This window comes from Pseudonocardia sp. ICBG1293 (genome assembly GCF_020131355.1).
Lineage (GTDB): Bacteria > Actinomycetota > Actinomycetes > Mycobacteriales > Pseudonocardiaceae > Pseudonocardia.
In genome coordinates this window covers 97,435-118,745 of the sequence record NZ_JAHLEL010000007.1, presented here as the reverse complement: position 1 = coordinate 118,745, position 21,311 = coordinate 97,435, and the positions used below count along the sequence as shown (strand labels likewise).

General features: G+C 72.6%; 17 protein-coding genes and 3 pseudogenes. 11 read left to right on the top strand and 9 right to left on the bottom strand.

The window, feature by feature from the left end; genetic code table 11:
* Nucleotides 1-16 precede the first annotated feature (16 nt).
* From KPF47_RS04000 to mdo, 3 genes are all read right to left on the bottom strand, one after another.
* Nucleotides 17-1,534 carry a VWA domain-containing protein gene (locus KPF47_RS04000; RefSeq protein ID WP_224387009.1) on the bottom strand — a complete coding sequence of 506 codons (1,518 nt, stop codon included), beginning with the start codon at nucleotides 1,532-1,534 and terminating at the stop codon, nucleotides 17-19.
* Entirely contained in the window at nucleotides 1,531-2,619 is a 1,089-nt protein-coding gene (locus KPF47_RS03995; RefSeq protein WP_224387007.1) for a MoxR family ATPase, read from the bottom strand. The genes KPF47_RS04000 and KPF47_RS03995 overlap by 4 nt, the downstream gene beginning before the upstream one ends.
* Before the next feature lie 74 nt (nucleotides 2,620-2,693).
* Nucleotides 2,694-3,965, bottom strand: a complete 1,272-nt coding sequence (gene mdo, locus KPF47_RS03990) for an NDMA-dependent methanol dehydrogenase (RefSeq protein ID WP_224387005.1) — start codon at nucleotides 3,963-3,965, stop codon at nucleotides 2,694-2,696.
* Nucleotides 3,966-4,253: 288 nt separating this feature from the next.
* On the opposite strand from mdo, the pseudogene KPF47_RS03985 reads away from it, so the two are divergent.
* From KPF47_RS03985 to KPF47_RS03970, 4 genes and pseudogenes are all read left to right on the top strand, one after another.
* Nucleotides 4,254-5,111 (top strand): annotated as a pseudogene (locus KPF47_RS03985) (IS5 family transposase).
* A 136-nt stretch (nucleotides 5,112-5,247) separates the two neighbouring features.
* Nucleotides 5,248-6,090, top strand: a complete 843-nt coding sequence (locus tag KPF47_RS03980) for an IS5 family transposase (protein WP_224386276.1) — start codon at nucleotides 5,248-5,250, stop codon at nucleotides 6,088-6,090.
* 254 nt (nucleotides 6,091-6,344) lie between these two features.
* Nucleotides 6,345-7,202: pseudogene (locus tag KPF47_RS03975) on the top strand (IS5 family transposase).
* A 215-nt stretch (nucleotides 7,203-7,417) separates the two neighbouring features.
* Nucleotides 7,418-8,263, top strand: a complete 846-nt coding sequence (locus KPF47_RS03970; RefSeq protein ID WP_224387003.1) for an IS5 family transposase — start codon at nucleotides 7,418-7,420, stop codon at nucleotides 8,261-8,263.
* Between the two features lie 31 nt (nucleotides 8,264-8,294).
* On the opposite strand, the gene KPF47_RS03965 is transcribed toward KPF47_RS03970, so the two are convergent.
* The 3 genes from KPF47_RS03965 to KPF47_RS40740 form a co-directional block, all read right to left on the bottom strand.
* The gene (locus KPF47_RS03965) at nucleotides 8,295-8,888 is read right to left on the bottom strand and encodes a plasmid pRiA4b ORF-3 family protein (protein WP_224386178.1); all 594 of its coding nucleotides are present in this window, start codon (nucleotides 8,886-8,888) and stop codon (nucleotides 8,295-8,297) included.
* 91 nt (nucleotides 8,889-8,979) lie between these two features.
* Nucleotides 8,980-9,822, bottom strand: a complete 843-nt coding sequence (locus tag KPF47_RS03960; protein ID WP_224386276.1) for an IS5 family transposase — start codon at nucleotides 9,820-9,822, stop codon at nucleotides 8,980-8,982.
* Between the two features lie 345 nt (nucleotides 9,823-10,167).
* Nucleotides 10,168-11,304: a GNAT family N-acetyltransferase gene (locus tag KPF47_RS40740; protein WP_224387001.1), complete on the bottom strand. Its 1,137-nt coding sequence runs from the start codon at nucleotides 11,302-11,304 to the stop codon at nucleotides 10,168-10,170.
* 158 nt (nucleotides 11,305-11,462) lie between these two features.
* Here KPF47_RS40740 and mftA point away from each other — a divergent pair, with 158 nt between their 5' ends.
* The 5 genes and pseudogenes from mftA to KPF47_RS03935 all read left to right on the top strand — a co-directional run.
* A complete protein-coding gene (gene mftA / locus KPF47_RS03950; protein ID WP_224387289.1) occupies nucleotides 11,463-11,549 on the top strand; it encodes a mycofactocin precursor MftA in 87 nt (28 codons plus the stop codon).
* Nucleotides 11,539-11,661: a hypothetical protein gene (locus tag KPF47_RS38375; RefSeq protein WP_255659054.1), complete on the top strand. Its 123-nt coding sequence runs from the start codon at nucleotides 11,539-11,541 to the stop codon at nucleotides 11,659-11,661. Before mftA ends, KPF47_RS38375 begins: the two co-directional genes overlap by 11 nt.
* Before the next feature lie 38 nt (nucleotides 11,662-11,699).
* Nucleotides 11,700-11,975: a mycofactocin biosynthesis chaperone MftB gene (gene mftB, locus KPF47_RS03945; protein WP_224386999.1), complete on the top strand. Its 276-nt coding sequence runs from the start codon at nucleotides 11,700-11,702 to the stop codon at nucleotides 11,973-11,975.
* 33 nt (nucleotides 11,976-12,008) lie between these two features.
* Nucleotides 12,009-13,244, top strand: coding sequence for a mycofactocin radical SAM maturase (mftC, locus tag KPF47_RS03940; protein WP_224386997.1), 1,236 nt, complete (start codon nucleotides 12,009-12,011; stop codon nucleotides 13,242-13,244).
* Between the two features lie 59 nt (nucleotides 13,245-13,303).
* Nucleotides 13,304-14,821, top strand: a pseudogene (locus KPF47_RS03935) (NAD(P)-binding protein); the annotation flags it as partial.
* Nucleotides 14,822-14,899: 78 nt separating this feature from the next.
* On the opposite strand, the gene KPF47_RS03930 reads toward KPF47_RS03935, so the two are convergent.
* Together KPF47_RS03930 and KPF47_RS03925 are read right to left on the bottom strand one after the other, a co-directional pair.
* Nucleotides 14,900-15,610, bottom strand: a complete 711-nt coding sequence (locus KPF47_RS03930; RefSeq protein WP_224386995.1) for a hypothetical protein — start codon at nucleotides 15,608-15,610, stop codon at nucleotides 14,900-14,902.
* A gap of 153 nt (nucleotides 15,611-15,763) precedes the next feature.
* Nucleotides 15,764-16,996, bottom strand: coding sequence for an IS110 family transposase (locus tag KPF47_RS03925; protein ID WP_224386690.1), 1,233 nt, complete (start codon nucleotides 16,994-16,996; stop codon nucleotides 15,764-15,766).
* Nucleotides 16,997-17,223: 227 nt separating this feature from the next.
* Between KPF47_RS03925 and KPF47_RS03920 the strand changes: the two genes are divergently transcribed.
* Nucleotides 17,224-19,293 carry a mycofactocin system FadH/OYE family oxidoreductase 2 gene (locus tag KPF47_RS03920; protein ID WP_308015319.1) on the top strand — a complete coding sequence of 690 codons (2,070 nt, stop codon included), beginning with the start codon at nucleotides 17,224-17,226 and terminating at the stop codon, nucleotides 19,291-19,293.
* Nucleotides 19,294-19,416: 123 nt separating this feature from the next.
* Entirely contained in the window at nucleotides 19,417-20,139 is a 723-nt protein-coding gene (mftE, locus tag KPF47_RS03915) for a mycofactocin biosynthesis peptidyl-dipeptidase MftE (RefSeq protein WP_224386993.1), read from the top strand.
* 7 nt (nucleotides 20,140-20,146) lie between these two features.
* Here mftE and KPF47_RS03910 read toward each other — a convergent pair whose 3' ends face one another.
* A complete protein-coding gene (locus KPF47_RS03910) occupies nucleotides 20,147-21,280 on the bottom strand; it encodes an alkaline phosphatase family protein (protein ID WP_224386991.1) in 1,134 nt (377 codons plus the stop codon).
* Nucleotides 21,281-21,311 lie beyond the last annotated feature (31 nt).

The following is a 21,311-nucleotide window of genomic DNA, read 5'->3' as shown; positions in this document are numbered from 1 at the left end:
TCGCCCGGCACCGTGCTCAGGACAGGGCGTGGCCGAGCTCTCCGGCACCGGCGCGCAGCTCGTCGGCGTCGCGGGCCACGAGCACGTGGTCGAGCACCCGGGCGTAGTCGTGCATGGCGCACGAGGCCTGGTCCCAGTAGCGCTGCGGCTCCGGGGTGATCCAGCCGATCCGGTGGGCCCGGCGGGCCAGCCGTTCCAGCTCCGCGGTGCCCGGCGGGAGCCCGTTGGAGCGGCCGTCGCCGACGAACAGCACCGCGGTCCGGTGGTCGACGGCGTCGGTGAACCGGTCGCCGATCTCACGCAGCACCCGGCCGTAGTCGCTGGTGGCGTCGAGGTCGATCCCCGGCGCGGCGAGGACGGCGGCCAGTGCGCGGTCGTCCTGCGCACCCAGCAGCAGGTCGGTGACCTCGACCGGGGAGTCGGTGAAGGCCAGCACCCGGCAGCGGAAGGCCTGCCGGTGCAGCGTGCGGGCCAGCTGCAGCACGAACGCGGTGATCGAGCGGACCGAGAGCGAGACGTCCGCGACGACCAGCAGCCGGACCCGGTCCGGGACCGTCGCGCGGTGGTAGAGGTGGAACGGGACGCCGTCGCTGCGCATGCTGCGCCGCACGGTGTGCCGCACGTCGAGTGGGCCGTGCGCGTGCTCGCGCGGGACCCGCCGGGGGGCGCCGCGCATCCGGTGCAGCAGCTCGTGGCAGGCCTGGGCCATGTCCGCCCGCTCCGGTGCGCCGGAGCCGGGGTCGTCCGGGTCGGGCCGTCGCTCCCGGCCCGTCCGCGTCCGTTCGGCGAGCCGGGTCACGAACTCGGTGATCGCCTCGACGAGCCTGCCCAGCTGGACCGCGGACAGCTCCTCACCGGCGGGGCCGTCGACGTAGACGGCGTGCGGGTCGAAGGCGGCGAGCCAGGCCAGGACCGATTCCGGGTCGTCGAAGTCGATCTCGCCGGAGACCGGGGCGCTCGCCCCCGACGTCAGCTCCCGGCCGGCGGCGGCCCCGGCCCGCTCCAGGTCGACGGTGTAGGTCGTGCCGCGCCGCCCCCGGTCGTCGCCCGAGGACACCGACAGGTCCTTGTCGGACCCGCCGAGGGAGACGTCCTCGTCGTCGCGGTGCGGGTTGAATCCCTTCTCCTGCTCCGGCGCGTCGAGCAGGTCACCCACCTCGGCGGCCGCCGGGTCGTAGTCGGCGAAGCGGCCGAGCGGGTCGTCCTCCTCGGTCAGCTCCAGGTCGCCGGGCAGCCCCTCGGCGGCGGGTCCGCGCAGGCCCGGGCCGCCGCCGGGACCGCAGCCGTCGTCCTCGGGCAGCAGCCCGAAGAACGCGTCGAAGGCGTGCTCGAAGCCGTCGCGTTCGTGGCCGTACTTGACGGTGACGGCGCGCAGCGACGCCCGCAGCCGTGCGGTGTCGGCGCCGCCGACCATCGCCAGCACCCGGTGCACCTCGATCGCCTCCGCGGGCGAGACCTGCACCCGCTGCGTGCGCAGCACCCGGCAGAACGCCGCCGACACCACCGCCAGCAGCCGCTGCGCGGTGCCGGTCATCGCCGGCCGCGGCGGGCGCGGTCGGCGAGCGCACGGGAGCCGGTGCCCGCCCGGCCGTCCGCCGAGGACGCGCGGCCCCTGCCGAAGGCTCCGGCGGTCGTGTCGGCCGGGCGGCCCGGGTGACCGACCCGGCCAGGGCCGGCCGCGTCCCCGGCCTCGTCGCCGGGGTCGGTGCCGCGGGTGGCGCCGTCGAGCCGGACGAGCGCCAGCTCGCGGTCCGACCCGTACTTGAGCAGCGCCGCGAGCAGCGCCGGTCGCACCTTCTCCAGCTCCCCGCCCGACCGGAGCCCGAGGACGGCGGCGGCCCGGGCGGCGTCGATCACCTCCGAGATCGACGGGGACTTGCGCAGCGGGAGCTCCCGCAGTCGCCGGGCGAGCTCGACGACGTCGGTGACGACCTCCTCGGCCACCTCCGGGGCGCGACGGGACAGGATCTCGGTCTCGCGCTCCGGGGTCGGGAAGTCCACCTGGTAGTGCAGGCAGCGACGCTTGAGCGCCGGGGACAGCTCGCGGGTGTCGTTGGAGGTCAGCACCACCCACGGGGTCGAGCGGGCGGTGAAGGTGCCGATCTCGGGGACGGTGACCTGGCGCTCGGCGAGCACCTCCAGCAGCAGCGCCTCCATCGACTCCTCGGTGCGGTCGACCTCGTCGACCAGCAGCACGACCGGGTCGGGGGAGAGCACCGCCTCCAGCAGCGGCCGGGCGGAGAGGAAGTCCTCGGTGTAGAGGCCGGTGTCCTCGGCGCGCAGCCGTGCCGAGGCCTCCGCCATCGTCGCCGTGCCCGACAGCAGCTCGCCGATCCGGTCGCGCAGCATCTGGACGTGCATGAGCTGCTTGCCGTAGTCCCACTCGTAGAGGGCGCGGCCGTCGTCGAGACCCTCGTAGCACTGCAGGCGGACCAGCGTCCGCCCGCTCGTCGCCGCCAGGGACTTGGCGAGCTCGGTCTTGCCGACGCCGGCGGGTCCCTCCAGCAGCAGCGGCCGCTCCAGGGCCGTGGCCAGGTGCACGACCACGGCGAACTCGGGATCGATGACGTAGTTCACGCCGGCCAGGGCGTCGGCCAGCGTCTCGGGGCTGTCGAACACGGGGCTCCTCGTGCGCGCAGGGACCGCCGCGCCCGGGGCTCGTACCCGGGCGCGGCGGCGGGAGGGTGCGTGTCCTAGTAGGACTTGTTGAACGCGTGGTCCACCAGCGGGACCAGCGCCTCGACGGTGCACTCGCGCGGGTTGCCGGGGGTGCAGTAGTCGCCCATCATGTGCTCCGCGATCCGGTGGACGGTGTCGCCGTCGGTGGGGATCTTGTCGCCGACCCCGGCGTACCGGCCGGTGTTCATCCGGTTCTTGTCGTAGCTGTCGGACCGCAGCACGCCGAAGTTGTCCGGGATGCCGACGTCCTTCGACAGCCGGATGGCCTCCTCGACCGCGGCGTCCGCGGCCTGCACGGTGGTCATGTTCTTCGTGTCGACGCCCAGCGCGGTCGCGATCTTGGCGTAGCGCGCGTAGCGCGACGGGAGGTTGTACTCCCAGACGCGGGGCAGGGCGATCGCGTTGTTGAGGCCGTGATGGGTGTCGAAGAACGCCGACACCGCGTGCGAGGTCGAGTGGACCAGGCCGAGGCCGCCGGAGTTGAACGCCTGCGCCGCGATGTACTGCGCGTGCATCATCTTCGACCGCGCCTGCAGGTTGCGGGGCTCGTAGGTGGCCTCGCGCAGGTACTGCCCGACCAGCTCGATCGAGTAGAGCGCGTTGCCCAGCGACGGCTCGAAGTCCAGCCGCGACACGAACGGCTCCGAGCCGTGCGCCAGCACGTCGAAGCCGCAGTAGGCGGTGAAGTGCTGCGGGCAGCTGTAGTAGAGCAGCGGGTCGTCCAGCGCCAGGGTGGTGACGACGGCGTCGTCGAAGCCGACCCACTTCTTCGGGTTCGCCATGTCGCTGGTGTTGGTGATGACGTAGGCCCAGGAGGTCTCCGACCCCGTCCCGGCCGTGGTGGAGACCGCGATGTGCGGCGGGTTCTCCATGTTCGTGGACTTGGAGAAGCCCTCGAACTCGTTGATGTTGCGGCCGTCGTGGGCGATGACGACGCGGGCGCCCTTCGCGGCGTCGTGCGACGAGCCGCCGCCGATCGAGATGATGCCGTCGCAGCCCTCGCTCGTGTAGAGCGCGGCGGCGTCCATGCAGTTGTAGTCCTTGGGGTTGGACTCGACCTGGTCGTAGACGACCACGTCGACGCCCTGGTACTCGACCTTGCCCTTCAGCTCCTCGATGATCCCGGAACCGCGCAGTCCGGTGGTCACGAACAGCACCCGCGTCATGCCGAGGTTCTTCGCCTCGACCCCCAGGATGTCGTGTGCGCCCACCCCCAGGAGCGCCCGCGGGAACGGGTGGAACTCCTTGATCGGAAAGTCCCAGATCTGGTTGAGCTCGATGGCCATTGGCTCTCCTCGACGACGTCGTCGGCCGGTGGACGAGCACAACCATGGTTGTTGCGACTTAGAGGTCATTTCAGAACGAGGTCGACGTGTCTGTTGTAGACGACAAGCGGCTATCTGACCTGCCGTTTGATCTGTCGTCGAGGGGTCAATGGAAACTCGACAAGTCGTTCTGAAACGACCTCTTAGAGCGTCCGGCAGTAGAGGTGGCCGTGTGTCGGTGTTGGTAGAGACACGGACCTGCAAGTGATCATGGGATTGCTGATGTCCTGATGGTCGCCTGGAGGGTCCGTGCCTCTATTGCCAGAATCGCTGATCGACCCCCTCTGGGTCGAGTTCGCTGCCCTGATCGAGGCAGAGCGGCGCCCGGAGTTCGACCCGGCCCATCCGTGGGGATGTCACCGCCGCCGTATCCCCGACCGCCTGGTGTTCGAGCACGTGCTCGCGGCGTTGGTGCACGGCAGCGGCTACGAACGCATCGCCACCCCCGGCTGCTCGGACCGCACGATCCGCCGCCGTCTCGCCCAGTGGGCCGCCGCCGGCGTCGGGGAGCAGGTCCTTCGGGCCGCGCTGGCCGGCTATGACTAGATGATCGGTCTCGACCTCGACGATCTGTCTGCCGACGGAGCGATCACCAAGGCTCCCTGCGGTGGCGAGGTCGCCGGCTGTAACCCGGTCGACCGGGGCAAACAGGGCACCAAACGCTCCGTGGTCTGCGACGGTGCGGGGATCCCGCTGCACCTGATCAGCGCCCGCGCCAATGACCACGACTCGCCGTTGCTGAAACCGACCCTGATCGGGATCTACGACATGATCGGGCCGCTGCCCGAGCGACCGTGCCTGCACCTGGACCGGGGCTATGACTCAGGCAAGACCCGCGATCTGCTCGAACGACTCGGGTTCGACGCACAGATCGCCACCAAGGGCCGGCCCGCCCCGATCCAGGTCGGTAAGCGGTGGCCGGTCGAGCGCACCCATTCCTGGATGAACGGCTACGGCAAGCTGCGCCGGTTCACCGATCGCCGGAAGATCATCGTCGAGTTCTACCTCGACCTCGCCGCCGCGCTCACCGTGATCCGCCGGCTGATCAACCGTGCCCGCAGCCGCTACCGCTGGACAACCCGACCCACGACCCGTCGACTCCGATAACCATCAATCGCCGGGCGCTCTTAGAGGTCGCGCGGATTGGTCACAGCTTGGCCGCGGTCGAGTGTCTGGGGGCGAGGGCGGGTACGGGCCTGCCGATCATGAAGTTATCTACGCTTCGTGATCGTCTGGAGGCCGCGTGCCCACCCTGCCATCATGGCTGACCGAGCCGTTGTGGGACCAGTTCACCGCGCTGCTGCCTCATCGAGACGAGTTCGATCCCACCCATCCGCTGGGCTGCCATCGCCGCCGGATCGCGGATCGGATCGTGTTCGACAAGCTCCTGCAGGTACTGCGGTTCGGCTGCTCGTATGAGGGCATCGCTGACAGCACCTGCTCGGCGACCACCATCCGCGATCGTCGTGACGAGTGGATCAGGCTCGGGGTCTTCGCCCAGCTGCGTCGGATCGTCCTGGACGCCTACGACCGCATCGTCGGTCTGCTGCTGCACGACATCGCCGTCGATGGCGCCATCACCAAGGCCCCCGGCGGCGGCGAGGTCGCCGGTCCGTCGCCGGTGGACCGGCGCAAACAGGGTATGAAACGTTCGGTGCTCGTCGAGGGATACGGCATCCCGCTGGGCCGAGTCCTGGCCGGAGCCAACCGGCACGACTCCCCGCTACTGGGCCCCACCCTCGACCGCCTCGATGCTCTCGGCCCGCTGCCCGACGACATCACCGTGCACCTCGACGCCGGCTATGACTCCGGCAAGACCCGCGACACGCTGGCCGAACGAGGCCTGCACGGCGAGATCGCGCACAAGGGTGAGAAAGCGCCGATCCAGGCCACCCGCCGCTGGCACGTCGAGCGGACCAACGCTTGGCACAACAGCTTCAACCGGCTGCAGCGCTGCTACGAACGACGAGAAATCGTCGTCGACGCGTTCTTCGACCTCGCCGACACGATCGTCACACTCCGTAGCTTGATTCGGCAGGCCTGGACCACACACCGCTGGAACGCCCGACCTGCACGACGTCCATGATCACCAACCAATCCGCGCGACCTCTTAGAGGTCATTTCAGAACGAGGTCGACGTGTCTGTTGTAGACGACAAGCGGCTATCTGACCTGCCGTTTGATCTGTCGTCGAGGGGTCAATGGAAACTCGACAAGTCGTTCTGAAACGACCTCTTAGAGCGTCCGGCAGTAGAGGTGGCCGTGTGTCGGTGTTGGTAGAGACACGGACCTGCAAGTGATCATGGGATTGCTGATGTCCTGATGGTCGCCTGGAGGGTCCGTGCCTCTATTGCCAGAATCGCTGATCGACCCCCTCTGGGTCGAGTTCGCTGCCCTGATCGAGGCAGAGCGGCGCCCGGAGTTCGACCCGGCCCATCCGTGGGGATGTCACCGCCGCCGTATCCCCGACCGCCTGGTGTTCGAGCACGTGCTCGCGGCGTTGGTGCACGGCAGCGGCTACGAACGCATTGCCACCCCCGGCTGCTCGGACCGCACGATCCGCCGCCGTCTCGCCCAGTGGGCCGCCGCTGGCGTCGGGGAGCAGGTCCTTCGGGCCGCGCTGGCCGGCTATGACTAGATGATCGGTCTCGACCTCGACGATCTGTCTGCCGACGGAGCGATCACCAAGGCTCCCTGCGGTGGCGAGGTCGCCGGCTGTAACCCGGTCGACCGGGGCAAACAGGGCACCAAACGCTCCGTGGTCTGCGACGGTGCGGGGATCCCGCTGCACCTGATCAGCGCCCGCGCCAATGACCACGACTCGCCGTTGCTGAAACCGACCCTGATCGGGATCTACGACATGATCGGGCCGCTGCCCGAGCGACCGTGCCTGCACCTGGACCGGGGCTATGACTCAGGCAAGACCCGCGATCTGCTCGAACGACTCGGGTTCGACGCACAGATCGCCACCAAGGGCCGGCCCGCCCCGATCCAGGTCGGTATGCGGTGGCCGGTCGAGCGCACCCATTCCTGGATGAACGGCTACGGCAAGCTGCGCCGGTTCACCGATCGCCGGAAGATCATCGTCGAGTTCTACCTCGACCTCGCCGCCGCGCTCACCGTGATCCGCCGGCTGATCAACCGTGCCCGCAGCCGCTACCGCTGGACAACCCGACCCACGACCCGTCGACTCCGATAACCATCAATCGCCGGGCGCTCTTAGAGGTCATTTCAGAACGAGGTCGACGTGTCTGTTGTAGACGACAAGCGGCTATCTGACCTGCCGTTTGATCTGTCGTCGAGGGGTCAATGGAAACTCGACAAGTCGTTCTGAAACGACCTCTAAGAGGTCGTTTCAGAAGTCGGCGTGTCGGTCCTGTGTGGATCGGCGCTGGTAGCTGATCATGTCCGGTCGTGGCGCGGCGATCTTGTGTCGAGCGATTGGTGAGCGACGAGCTGTGGGCGCTGGTGGAGCCGCTGCTGCCCAAGCCGCGCAAGCACAAGCGGGGACGGACAGGCCGTCCGCGGGTGCCGGATCGGGCCGCTCTGGCCGGGATCGTGTTCGTGCTCAAGACCGGGATCAGCTGGAACGCGCTGCCCGCCGAGCTCGGCTGTGGGTCCGGAGTAACCTGCTGGCGGCGGCTACGGCAGTGGCAGCAGGCCGGGGTCTGGGCCCAGCTGCACCGGGTGATGCTCGACCGCCTCGCCCAGCAGGGCCTGCTGGACTGGTCGCGGGCGGCGGTGGACAGCGTGAGCGTGCGGGCCAAGCGCCGCGGCGAGGCCACCGGGCCCTCGCCGACCGATCGCGGGAAGGCGGGCAGCAAGTACCACGTGCTCTGCGACCGAGGCGGGCTCCCGCTGCATGCGCTGGTCACCGGGGCGAACACCCACGACAGTCGGATGCTCGCCCCGCTGCTGGACACCAACCCCGGCGTCCGCGAACGGGCGGGACAGCCGGGGCGTCCGCGACGTCGGCCGGACAAGGTGCACGCCGACAAGGGCTACGACTATCCCCGCTGCCGCCGCTACCTGAGTGGGCGTGGGATCGGGGTGCGGATCGCCCGGCGCGGGATCGAGGACTCCACCCGGCTCGGGCGGGTCCGCTGGGTCGTCGAGTGCACCATGTCCTGGCTGCTGGACTTCCGCCGCCTCGCGCTGCGCTACGACCGCGCCGAATCCACGATCACCGCGCTGTTATCGCTGGCCTGCGCCCTGATCTGCCACCGCCGCCTCACCAAGCCGAAGCCGAAGCCGAAGTGATGGTCGACCCAGCCCTCGCTGAGGCACTCGCCTACGAGGTCGGGGCCAGCGGCCGCCAGGCCAGCCACTCCAAGGCCCGGTCGGCCTCGTCAGGGTCGAAGCGGTGCGGGTCGAACGGCCCGCCCGCCCACTCCAGGCGCTCGGCGCGGTCGGGATGGTCAGGGTCGGCGAGCACGGCCTGGAAGTCCTCATACCCCCCGATCCCGCCGACGTCCTCGGGCGGGCACGCCCCCTGCCCGGCGACGCATCGCGGATAGCACACTCCCGGCTCGACGGCCGCGACCGCCTCGACGGTGATCTCGTGGGCCCAGTTGTCACCGAAGTCGTAGACGTAACCGAACCGGTCACCAGCCTTGACCAGCCGAAACAGCTTCTCTTTCGTCTCGTCGGCGACATCCTGTCCGGGCCAGTCCGGGTCTGGGATCCCGTAGCGGCGCCCGACGATCTCGAACTCGTGCAGATGAGAGTTCGTCCAGCCCATCACTGACTGCACCACCTCGTGCAACACCGCCAAGTCGACCTCGCCCGGCACCTGCACCCGACGCCGGACCGCCGGCACCACCTCGGTCAGGACGATCTCCAACTCGAAAATCTTCGTCTTCTCAGACACACGAGGCGCGACCATCAGCCGATGCTGCCAGCCCCGCCGTCACCGGCAGAACCGGGCCCACCACTTCTGAAACGACGTCTTAGAGGTCGCGCGGATTGGTTGGTGATCATGGACGTCGTGCAGGTCGGGCGTTCCAGCGGTGTGTGGTCCAGGCCTGCCGAATCAAGCTACGGAGTGTGACGATCGTGTCGGCGAGGTCGAAGAACGCGTCGACGACGATTTCTCGTCGTTCGTAGCAGCGCTGCAGCCGGTTGAAGCTGTTGTGCCAAGCGTTGGTCCGCTCGACGTGCCAGCGGCGGGTGGCCTGGATCGGCGCTTTCTCACCCTTGTGCGCGATCTCGCCGTGCAGGCCTCGTTCGGCCAGCGTGTCGCGGGTCTTGCCGGAGTCATAGCCGGCGTCGAGGTGCACGGTGATGTCGTCGGGCAGCGGGCCGAGAGCATCGAGGCGGTCGAGGGTGGGGCCCAGTAGCGGGGAGTCGTGCCGGTTGGCTCCGGCCAGGACTCGGCCCAGCGGGATGCCGTATCCCTCGACGAGCACCGAACGTTTCATACCCTGTTTGCGCCGGTCCACCGGCGACGGACCGGCGACCTCGCCGCCGCCGGGGGCCTTGGTGATGGCGCCATCGACGGCGATGTCGTGCAGCAGCAGACCGACGATGCGGTCGTAGGCGTCCAGGACGATCCGACGCAGCTGGGCGAAGACCCCGAGCCTGATCCACTCGTCACGACGATCGCGGATGGTGGTCGCCGAGCAGGTGCTGTCAGCGATGCCCTCATACGAGCAGCCGAACCGCAGTACCTGCAGGAGCTTGTCGAACACGATCCGATCCGCGATCCGGCGGCGATGGCAGCCCAGCGGATGGGTGGGATCGAACTCGTCTCGATGAGGCAGCAGCGCGGTGAACTGGTCCCACAACGGCTCGGTCAGCCATGATGGCAGGGTGGGCACGCGGCCTCCAGACGATCACGAAGCGTAGATAACTTCATGATCGGCAGGCCCGTACCCGCCCTCGCCCCCAGACACTCGACCGCGGCCAAGCTGTGACCAATCCGCGCGACCTCTTAGAGCGCCCGGCAAATGAGGTCGTGGGGGTGTCGTTGCAGGTAGAGGCACGGACTCTCCAGGCGACCATCAGGACATCAGCAATCCCATGATCACTTGCAGGTCCGTGTCTCTACCAACACCGACACACGGCCACCTCTACTGCCGGACGCTCTTACTGGCAACAGCTACAGATGGGTACCTGACCACCGGGTCGTTCGTCGGGGCAGGAACCCCCTCCGTCCGGAGGGGTCACCGGCGCGGGGCGGAGGCCTCGACGTGCAGGCCGACCGGGGTGAACCCGCTGCGCCGGTACCAGTCCCGTGGCCGGTCGGCGGGGTCGGCGCCCAGCGCGAGCAGGTCGCAGCCGTGCTCGGCGGCGAGCTCGCGGGAACGGGCCAGCAGCGCCCGGCCGTACCCGCGGCCGCGATGGGCCGGGTCGGTCTCCAGGGCGTCGAGCCAGGCCGTGGCACCGTCGCGGCGCAGGGTCGCGGCGGCCACCACCCGGTCGTCGATCACGACGGCGAGGCGGTGCAGGGCCAGTACCCGGTCGTCGCCGGTGTCGCGGTCGACCAGCTGGTCGAGCGTTCCGGCGTCGGCACCGGGCAGGTCCCGGGCCCAGGCGGCCCGCCGGAACGCGCGGAGCCCGTCGTGGTCGGACCCGGCGACCGTGATCGGCCCGGGGGTCGTGCCGGTCGTCGTGGGGTCGGTCGCGGTGGGGGCGGTCATGGCCTCGTTCGCCGCGATCGACCATCCGGCGGTGCGCAGGCCGTCGGCGAGTGCGTCCGCGCCCGGGCCCCACAGCAGCGCGCCCGGGTGCAGCCCGTGGGCGGTGAGGGCCCGGTCCGCCTCGGCGAGGACGGTGGCCGGGTCGGTGCGGTCGGGCCGGTCGAGCAGCAGCTGGTTGTGCATCCGGGACGCGGGCCAGGCCTCGGTCCGGACCGCGACACCTCCGGTCACCGGTTCCTCCGCGCTCGCGCCCCGGCGCAGCATCGACGGCTCGAACCCCATCGCCCGCGCCGTCGCGCCGGGCACGGGTACCTCCGGTGCGGTGAAGCCGTCCGGGGTGGGCCGGTAGGGGAGCACCATCAGCACCGCGGCGGCCGGCACCGGCCCGTAGGCGTGCGGGAAGCGCAGGGACTCCGGGTCGCCGGGCACGCCGGGCTCCCAGCGCACCTCGATCCCGGCCGCGTCGAGCCGGGCCGGGTCGACCACGAGCAGGACCAGGTCGGTCCGACCGGCGAACAGTCGCTGCGCGGGCAGCGCGACCTGCTCCGGCGTCGACAGGTGCACGAAACCCACCTCGGGCAGCGAGGGCGGCGCGACCGACCCGGTCGCGAGCGAGGCCCGCCAGTCGCCGGGGGTGCACAGGTGCAGCAGGACCGTCATGGGAGACAGCCTGCCCGCCCGTCCGATCGGACGGGCGTGGACGCCGAGTATTGATTTCCGGCACCGGGTGCCAATAGCGTCCGAACCGCTGCCACCGCCGGCCGGCGGGGCGGTTCACCACCTCTCTCGCCGAGAGTCGGATCCAGCGGAGGTTGCGCATGAGCGAGCACCAGAACGACGACGCCCTGACCGAGGAGACCCTCGTCGAGGAGGTCTCCATCGACGGCATGTGCGGTGTCTACTAAGAGGTCATTTCAGAACGAGGTCGACGTGTCTGTTGTAGACGACAAGCGGCTATCTGACCTGCCGTTTGATCTGTCGTCGAGGGGTCAATGGAAACTCGACAAGTCGTTCTGAAACGACCTCTAAGCCCCTCGACACCACGGTTCCGGACGGTGCCGCGGGGGGGTTTCGACCCCGCGGCGCCGTACCGGCTCAGCGAGAGCGTCTCGCTGCGTCCGGAGCCCTTCGGCGCCCTGGTGTACGACTTCGTGACCCGCAAGCTGTCCTTCCTCAAGACGCCCCAGCTGGTCTCGGTCGTGCGCGACCTGGAGAACCAGCCGGACGCCCGCTCGGCCGTCGCGGCCGCCGACGTCCCCGAGGCGCAGCACGACGCCTACCTGCGCGCCCTCGCCGGGCTGCTGCAGTCCCACACGATCGTCGCCCGCTAGTCCCGCCCCGCCGACCACCACAGTGAGGTGCCCGTGAAGCTGGTCGACCACTTCCAGTACGGCCTGAACTCGCCCATCTGCCTGACCTGGGAGCTCACCTACGCCTGCAACCTCGCGTGTGTGCACTGCCTGTCCAGCTCCGGGCGGCGTGACCCGCGCGAGCTGAGCACCGCCGAGGCCAAGGCCGTCATCGACGAGCTGCAGCGCATGCAGGTCTTCTACATCAACATCGGTGGCGGCGAGCCGACCGTGCGCCCGGACTTCTGGGAGCTGCTGGACTACGCCATCGCCCACGACGTCGGCGTCAAGTTCTCCACCAACGGCGTCAAGCTCGACAAGGCCCGCGCGGCACAGCTCGCCGCGACCGACTACGTCGACATCCAGATCTCGATGGACGGCGCGACGGCCGAGGTCAACGACTACGTGCGCGGCCCCGGCTCGTTCGACACCGCGATCACCGCGCTGGAGAACCTCGCCGAGGCGGGCTTCAAGCACCCGAAGATCTCGGTCGTGATGACCCGGGAGAACGTCGACCAGCTCGACGAGTTCAAGGCCATCGCCGACAAGTACGGCGCCCAGCTGCGGATCACCCGGCTGCGCCCGTCGGGCCGCGGTGCCGACGTCTGGGACGAGCTGCACCCGACCCAGGCCCAGCAGAAGCAGCTCTACGACTGGCTGGTGGCGAACGGCGACCAGGTCCTGACCGGCGACTCGTTCTTCCACCTGTCCGCCTTCGGCGAGGCCCTGCCCGGGCTGAACCTGTGCGGCGCGGGCCGCGTGGTCTGCCTGATCGACCCGGTCGGCGACGTCTACGCCTGCCCGTTCGCCATCCACGAGAACTTCCTGGCCGGCAACGTGCGTGACGAGGGCGGTTTCAAGGAGGTCTGGGAGCACTCCGACCTGTTCACCGAGCTGCGCCAGCCGCAGACCGGCGGGGCGTGCGCGTCGTGCTCGCACTACGACACCTGCCAGGGCGGGTGCATGGCGGCGAAGTTCTTCACCGGCCTGCCGCTCGACGGCCCGGACCCGGAGTGCGTGCAGGGCTACGGCGAGTCCATGCTCGCCGCACGCGACGGCGGGACGGTCATCCCGAAGTCCGACGTGGACCACTCGCGCTCGGCGCCGCGCAACACCCGGGCGCCGAAGCAGCCGACGATGCTCTCGCTCACCCCGCCGCCACGCCGGCCGGACCGGGCCTGCGACGAGAACCCGCTCGCCGGGTTCGCACCGGAGGCCGCACCCGCGGCCCAGCCGGTCGCGGGGAGCTGACCACGGACCTGGCGCTGACGGGGCCCGTCGACCTGTGTGGTCGGCGGGCCCCGTCGCGTGTGCTGTTCGGGTCGCACGAGACGAACCTCGGCAACACCGCGCGCGAGATCACGGCCGAGCACGTGGCCTACTACGCCGCCCGCGCCGCCGGGGGTGCCGGGATCGTCGTGGTCGAGCCCGCGTCCGTGCACGCCTCGGACCATCCCTACGCCTACGCCACCGCCGCGTTCCCGCTCGCCGCCCCGGCCGCGTCGCCCGCCTCCGCAGGGGCGTCGGCGCGTGCCGAGACGCAGCTCGGCGGGCGGTGTGGATCTCCGGAGCCCGCTGAGCCGCATCTCGGCGACCGGGACGCGGTGCGGGTGCCCGCCGCGGCGGGGTGGGCGGCGGTCGTCGCGGCGTGCCGGCCGTACGGGACCCTCGTGCTGGCCGGGCTCGCGCACTCCGGTGGACAGGGCAGCTCCGCCCACTCCGGGCATCCGCTGTGGGCGCCGTCGCCGGTCCCCGACGTCGGGTCCCGCGAGATCCCGGTCGCGATGGGCCCCGCGGAGATCGACGCGGTGGTCCGTGGGTTCGCCGCGGCGGCCCGGGCGGCTGTGGACAACGGTGTGGACGGTGTGGAGATCTCGGCCGGTCAGCACTCGCTGCTGCGTCAGTTCTGCTCGGGCCTGACCAATCACCGGGACGACGCCCACGGTCGCGACCGCACCCTGTTGCTGCGGGAGGTCCTCGACGCCGTCCGGTCCGCGATCGGGCCGGGCCCCCTGCTGTCGCTGCGGCTGTGCGTCGACGAGCTCGCCCCCTGGGCCGGCATCACGCCCGAGGACGGTCACGCCCTCGCCCGGGCCGTCGCCGACCGGGTGGACCTGCTCGTCCCCGTCGTCGGGAGCGCGTTGTCGGTCGCGGCGACCCGGCCGGACCTGCACACCCCCGAGGCGTTCCTGCGGGTCCGGTGCGGTGAGCTGCGGCGCGCCCTCGGCGGGGCGGCGGCGGTCGTCCTAGCCGGCAGCGTCGCCACTGCGGCTCTCGCCGAGAGCGCCCTGAACAGCGGTGATGCCGATATCGTCGAGATGACGAGAGCGCAGATCGCGGACCCACGGCTCGTCGCGCTGGCCCGGGCCGGGACGCCGGAGCGGATCCGGCCGTGCCTGCTCACGAACTCCCTCGCCGCCGCCCGGGACCCCCGCAACCCACGCGTCGGCGACGAGCTCGAACCCCGGTCGGGGCACGAACGGACCGACCCCGACCCCGACCACGACCCGAGGCGTCGCGCGGAACGCGCCTCCGGGGCGCGGCGGCCGGTGCTCGTCGTCGGGGGTGGGCCTGCGGGTCTGGAGGCGGCGCGGACCCTGGCCTTGCGCGGGCACCCGGTGACCCTCCACGAGCGCACCGACCGGCTCGGGGGCCTGCTCCCCGCGGCGGCGGTGCTGCCCGGCCGGGAGCGCCTGGCACTGCCGGTGCGGTGGTGGGCCGCGGAGCTCGGACGGCTCGGCGTCCGCATCGTGCTCGGCTCCGAGGTGGACACCGCGGCACTCGGAGCGGCTCGGGCGCGGGGCGACGCGGTGGTGCTCGCGACGGGCTCCCGACCGTCGCCGTCGGTGCGCGACACGGACGTCCCGGTGCTCACCGCGGCGGAGCTGTGCGCCGGGATCGCGCGGTCAGCCGCCCTTGTCGGGGTCGGCGGCCGAGGAGGAGTCCCGCACCGCCCGGGCGTCGGCGATGCCGTCGCGGACGGCCCGGTGCACCACGCGGTGGAGCAGGGAGACCACCAGCAGGGGCGCGATCGGGGGGACGAGGACCACGGCGGATCCGACGACGCCGGTGTCGGGCACCGTGACCCGGTCGGTGCGGTGCTCGCCGCCGCAGGCGTTCCGCGGAACGCGCCGGTGCTCGTCGTCGACCCGCTCGGGGACTGGACCGGCCCGGGGGTCGCGGAGCTGCTCGCCGCGAACGGACGTCCGGTGGTCCTGTCCATGCCGGACGCCGTCGCCGGGCACCAGCTCGGCCGCTGCGGCGACCTGGCCGCGGCCAACGCCCGGCTGGAACGGGCGGGGGTCCGGCGGGCGTTGTTCACCCGGCCGGGGGTGGTCCGGGACGGGGTCGCCGAGCTGGTGGACGTCCACACCGGAGCCGTGACGACGGTGCCGTGCGCGGCCGTCGTCGACTGTGGTCCGCGACTGCCGGCGGACGCCCCGCCGGCGCCCCCGGGCTGCCGGGTCGCCGGGGACCGGGTGGCGCCGCGGACGCTTGCGGAGGCCGTCCGGGAGGGGAGGCACGCCGCGCTCGCCGTCGCGGGGGACGCCCGGACGGTCGCGTCCGGACACGCCGGCCCGGCCGAGTACCCCGAGCTCGCGGATCGGGCCGGGCACACCGGTCCGGCCGGTGATCCCGGCCCGGCCGCGACCACCGGTCCGGTCGACCCGCCCGACCCCGCCGGCACCGGGGTGCCCGCCGCGCCCGGCACCGCTGCGGGGTCCGGGCGCCCACGCCCGGCGGAGCGGGGGGGTGTCTCTATGGGTTCGTCAAGCGGCGGCGAGTTCTGGATCGGGGTTGTTGACCGTGGGCGGGTTGTAGGGGCGGCGGTCGCGGAGCATGGCGTAGATGACGTCGGTGCGGCGTCGGGCGAGGCAGATCAGGGCGGCGTTGTGTCGTTTGCCGGCGGCTCGTTTGCGGTCGTAGTAGGCGCGGCTGGCGGGGTCGGCCAGGGCGGCGAATGCGGACAGGAACAGCGCGGATTTCAGGGCGTGGTTGCCGCGCTGGGATCGGGTTTCGCCTTTGATCGAGGTGCCGGAGCGGCGGGTGACTGGGGCGAGGCCGGCGTAAGCGGCGAGGTGCCCGGCGGTGGGGAACCCGGAGCCGTCGCCGACGATGGTGAGGATCTTGATGGCGGTCCTGACCCCGAGTCCGGGCATCGAGGTCAGGACCGGTCCAAGAGGGTGGGCCTCCAGGCGGGCTTCGAGCTCGTCGGCGAGCTGGTCGCGTTCGGTGTGGACCTGGCGCAGCTGCCCGGCGACGCCGGTGATGACACGGGCGAACGCGGCCGTGCCGGGAACGGTCAGGCTCTGGGCGTCGAGCGAGGTCAGGATCTGGGCGGGAAGGGTGCGGGCCAGTCGAGGCGACCGGGCCCGCATCGTCTCGGCGATCCCGTCAGCGCCGAGCTCTCGCAGGGCTTGCGGGGTGGGCGCGGCCGCGAGCAGGTCGAGCACGCCACCGCGGTCCAGGCGTGGCCCGAGCAGGCGTTCCAGGGCGGGATGAACATGCAGCAGGGCGTCGCGCAGCCGGTTCGTCAGCCGGGTGCTCTGCCCAGCCAGGTCATCGTCGTAACCGGCGAGCACAGTGAGTTCGGCGAGGGTCTCGTCGTCGGTGCCGACCCGGCGCAGGGTGTGCGGCATCGTCCGGGCGGCCTCGGCGATCACGTGGGCGTCGCGGGCGTCGGTCTTGGCCTGCCCGGGATGCAGGTCGGCGATGCGGCGCATCGCCAGCCCGGGCAGGTAGGCCACCGTGATCCCCAGATCACGAGCGACGGCGATGGCCAGCGCTCCGATCGAGGCGGGCTGGTCGATGACCATCAGCACCGCGCCGTGCTCGGCCAGCCCGGACAGCACGGTGCGCAGCGCCGATTCGTCGTTGGGCAGGGCCTTGTCGTGCACCCGCTTCCCGTTGGTGTCGACCGCGCAGGCGTGGTGTTCGGACTTGCCCACGTCCAGGCCGCAGAACACCGCGAACCCGGTCGGGTGCTGGTCAGGATCGGGCAACCGCCGCTCCCTTCTCGTCGCGGCAGGCCGACCACGAGCACCCGCGCCGGCAGCCACGTTACGAGCAGACCACACGGGTCAGGTCTCTATCAGCGGTCGTTGGCGCCCTCCGGCCACGGCGACAACACCCCCCAGATCATCGGGCGACAGGGGCAGTCAGTCATACCGCGGCCGGCGGCCTGCAAGCCCTCAGCGGGCTTGATCAAGAAGGTAACGGGGCGGCGTCCCTGCCCCGGACCGGGGCCGTCCGGTCGGCGCTGCGGGCCGGCGCGTCCGGGGCGCCCGCTCTCGGCGACCCGGTACGGCTCGGTCGTCGCACGCTCGGCAACCGGATCGTCTTCACCGCCCACCTCACCGGTTTCGCCGAGGACGGCATGCCGACCGACCGGCACACCGCCTACTACGCGGCCCGCGCCGCGGGGGGTGCCGGGCTGGTGATCACCGAGGAGCACGCCGTCCACCCCGGCGACCGGCCCTACGAGCGGCTGATCCGCGGCCACGACCCGGCGGTGCTGCCCCGCTACCGCTCCCTCACCGGGGCCGTGCACGCGCACGGCGCACTCGTGCTCGCCCAGCTCAACCACAACGGTGCGCAGGGGTCGGGGATGTACTCGCGGGCGGCCGTCGTCGGACCGTCGGCGCTGCCCGACCCGATGTTCCGCGAGGTCCCGGCCGCGCTCGACGCGGCAGGCATCGGCGAGATCGTCGACGCCTTCGCCGACGTCGCCGCGCGCTGCGTCGCGGGTGGGTTCGACGGCGTCGAGCTGCAGTGCTCGCACGCCTCGCTGCTGCGGCTGTTCCTGTCCCCGGCCACCAACCGCCGCACCGACGCCTGGGGGCGCGACCGCGCGAAGCTCGTGCTCGACGTCGTCGCCGCGGTCCGCGCGGCCATCGGCGCGGACGCGGTGCTGGGCCTGCGGATCGGCGTCGACGAGCGGATCGACGGCGGCATCACCCCCGCCGACGGCGCCGACCTCGCCCGCCGCCTCGCCGCGACCGGGCAGGTCGACCACCTCAACACCTCGGTCGGCGTCGCCACCTCGACGCTGCACCTGATCGAGCCGTCCATGCACACCCGCCCGGGCTATGCCGGGCACCTCGCCGCGACCCTGCGCCGCGCGGTCCGCGCCGCCGGGGCGGACCTCCCGGTGATCGGGGTCGGCCGGTTCACCACGCCCGGGGAAGCCGCCGCGACGCTGGCACGCGGGGAGTGCGATCTCGTCGGTGTCGCCCGCGGGCAGATCGCCGACCCCGGCTTCGCGACGAAGGCGCTCACCGGGCTCCCGGTGCGCCGGTGCGTCGGGTGCAACCAGGACTGCATCGGCCGGGTCGGGCTGAACCTGCCGCTGGGCTGCGCGGTCAACCCGGCCGCGGGACGCGAGCGGCTCGTCCCGCTCGCGCGGTCCGCCGACCCCGGACCGGGGCGGGTGCTCGTCGTCGGGGCCGGGCCCGCCGGGCTCGCCGCAGCGGCCTCGCTCGCCGGACGCGGGCACCGGGTGCTGCTCGCCGAACGCGCCGCCACACCCGGCGGGCGCCTCGCCCTCGCCGCAGCGGCCCCGGGGCGGTCCGAGCTCGGTTACGTCGTCGCCGACCTGCTGCGCGAGGTCCACGCGGCCGGGGTCGAGGTCCGGTACGGCACGACCGTCGACCGTGCCGTCGTCGACGCCCTCGGCCCGGACGCGGTCGTCGTCGCGACCGGGTCCGTCCCGACCCCTCCGCCGTGGGACCCGGAGCGGTCGACCACGAGCGTCGACGACGTCCTGGCCGGCGTGTGGCTCCCCGCGGGGCCCGTGCTCGTCGTCGACGAGCTCGGGTTCCACCAGGCCACCTCGGTCGCCGAGCTGCTCGCCGCCCGCGGGCACACCGTCGAGATCGCCACCCCGGCGCTGGTCGTCGGCCAGGATCTCGGGCTCACCCTGGACCGCGAGGGCTTCCGCCGCCGCGCGCACGCCGCCGGGATCGGATGCCGCACCGACCTCGCCGTGCTGCGGGTGCTGCGCGGGGGTGAGCAGAGCGCCGGCGGGCAGGGCGCCGGCCGGAGGGGGTCCCCGGGCCGGGGCTGCGTCGTGGAGCTGCTGCACCACCCGACCGGGCGCACCGAGCGACGTGCGGTGGGCGCGGTCGTCGCGGCGACGGCCACCGTCCCCGACACCCGGCTGTGGGAGGCGCTGGCCGGTGGACCGTGGCCCGTGCACCGGATCGGCGACGCGCTGGCGCCGCGCCGGGTGGACGCCGCGCTCCGCGAGGGCCACCGCGTCGACCCGGCACCGGGCCGAGGTCCCACGGCGGCCGGCTGAACCACCGGGATGCCGGGGCCGGAGCGCCGGGCCCGCGGGTGGCGCACCGGCTGCCGACCGGCGCCGTCGCGCGCACCCGACCGCGCTGTACCGGGCCGGGGCCCGGACGGGCAGGCTGGGACCGTGCTCCTCGCGGATCTGACCTGGCCCGACCTCGACCCGGCGGCGGCCCCCACCCTGCTCGTCCCGGTCGGCTCCACCGAGCAGCACGGCCCGCACCTGCCGCTGGGGACCGACACCGCCGTCGCCTCGGCCGTCGCGGCCGCGCTGCACGACGCCGACCCGGCGCTCGTGCTCGCCCCCGCCCTGCCCTACGGCGCCGCGGGCGAGCACGAGGGCTTCCCCGGCACCGTCTCGATCGGGCAGGACGCGCTGCACACCGTGCTCGTCGAGTACGGCCGCTCGGCCTGCCGCTGGGCGTCGCGGCTGGTGCTGCTCAACGGGCACGGCGGCAACGTGGCCGCGCTCCGCTCGGCGGTGACCCTGCTGCGTCACGAGGGCCGGGACGCCGGCTGGCTGTCGTGTGTCGCCGAGGTCCCCGGGGTGCCGCTGGACGCCCACGCCGGTCGTTACGAGACCTCGCTGCTCACCCACCTCCGCCCGGAGCTGGTCCGCACCGAGCGCGCCGAGGCGGGCGACACCCGGCCGCTGCGCGAGGTCATCGGCGAGCTGCGGGCCGGCGGGATCGGCGCCGTCAGCCCGAACGGCGTGCTCGGCGACCCGGCGGGGGCGTCGCCCGACGAGGGACGGCGGCTGCTCGCGGCGATCACGGCGACGGCGTCCGCCGCGGTCGGGGCGTGGGACCCCGACCCCGGCACCGGACGTCTCCGCCCGCCGCCGGCGTAGCGCGCGGTCACGTCGCCGGGTGCACCAGCAGCGGAACGAGCTGCTCGGCGGTGGTGAACGAGCCGTGCTGCCCGGGCAGGGTCGACAGGAACGGCTCCGCCTCGCTGCGGACCACCGCGGCCGTCCCGTGCATCGCGGCCACGACGTCGCCGACCCGGTCGAGCACCCGGCCCTCGACCGGGCCGAACCAGCCCCGGGCCACCGCCTCCTCCCGGCCGACCACGGCTGCGTCGTCGCCGAGCACCGACCGCCAGGCGGCGAGCACGTCGGTCGCCGCACCGGGCTCGGCGTAGACGTGCCGGGCCCGCGGGTCCCCGCCGAGCAGCGCCACCCCCTCGGTGAGCGCGGGCGTCGCGTCGGCGTCCACGGTCCGGTCGACGGTGACCATCCCGTGGTCGCCGGTGACCACCAGCAGGGTGCCCGCGGGCAGCGCCTCGAGCAGCATCGCGAGCAGCGCGTCGACCTGGCGCAGCTGCCAGCGCCACGCCGGGCTCCCCGGGCCGTACAGGTGCCCGACCTTGTCGAGGTCGGCGTGGTAGCCGTAGACCAGTCGCGGGCCAGGGCCCTCGGCCCCGGCGAGGATCTCCGCGGCCAGGTCACCCAGCGCCGCGACGCCGCGGTACTCCCCGCCACGCAGCCCGGAACGGGTCAGACCGGAGGTCCGGAACTCCAGCGGCGCTACCGGCCGCACCGCGACGCCCGCGGCCGCGGCCCGCTCCAGGACGGTCGGCTCCGGCTGCACCTGCTCCGGGACGAGCGTCTCCCGCAGGTCCCGGCGGTCCGAGGACCAGCCCAGCGCGTCGAGCAGCAGGCCCTCGACCCGGAACCGCAGCCCCAGCGTGCCGTGCGCGCCCGGCGGGAGCCCGGTGCCCAGGCTGGTCAGGCTGATCGGGGTGGTCGACGGGAAGCCGACGGTCAGCGGACCCGCGTCGGCGAGCCCGGCCAGCACCGGGGCCTCGGCGGCGTGGGCGTGCAGCAGCTCGTGGCCCAGGCCGTCGACCAGCAGCAGCACCGCGGCCCGGGCGGGCGGGAGCCCGAAGGCGGGTGGCCGGTCGTCGAGCGGGGCACCGACGGCGTGCAGCAGTGCGGGCAGGACGTCGGCCAGCGTGGCGGAGCCGTAGCGGGGGATGACCTCGGACATGGTCCGGAGTCTGCCCCCGGCGCGGCCGCGC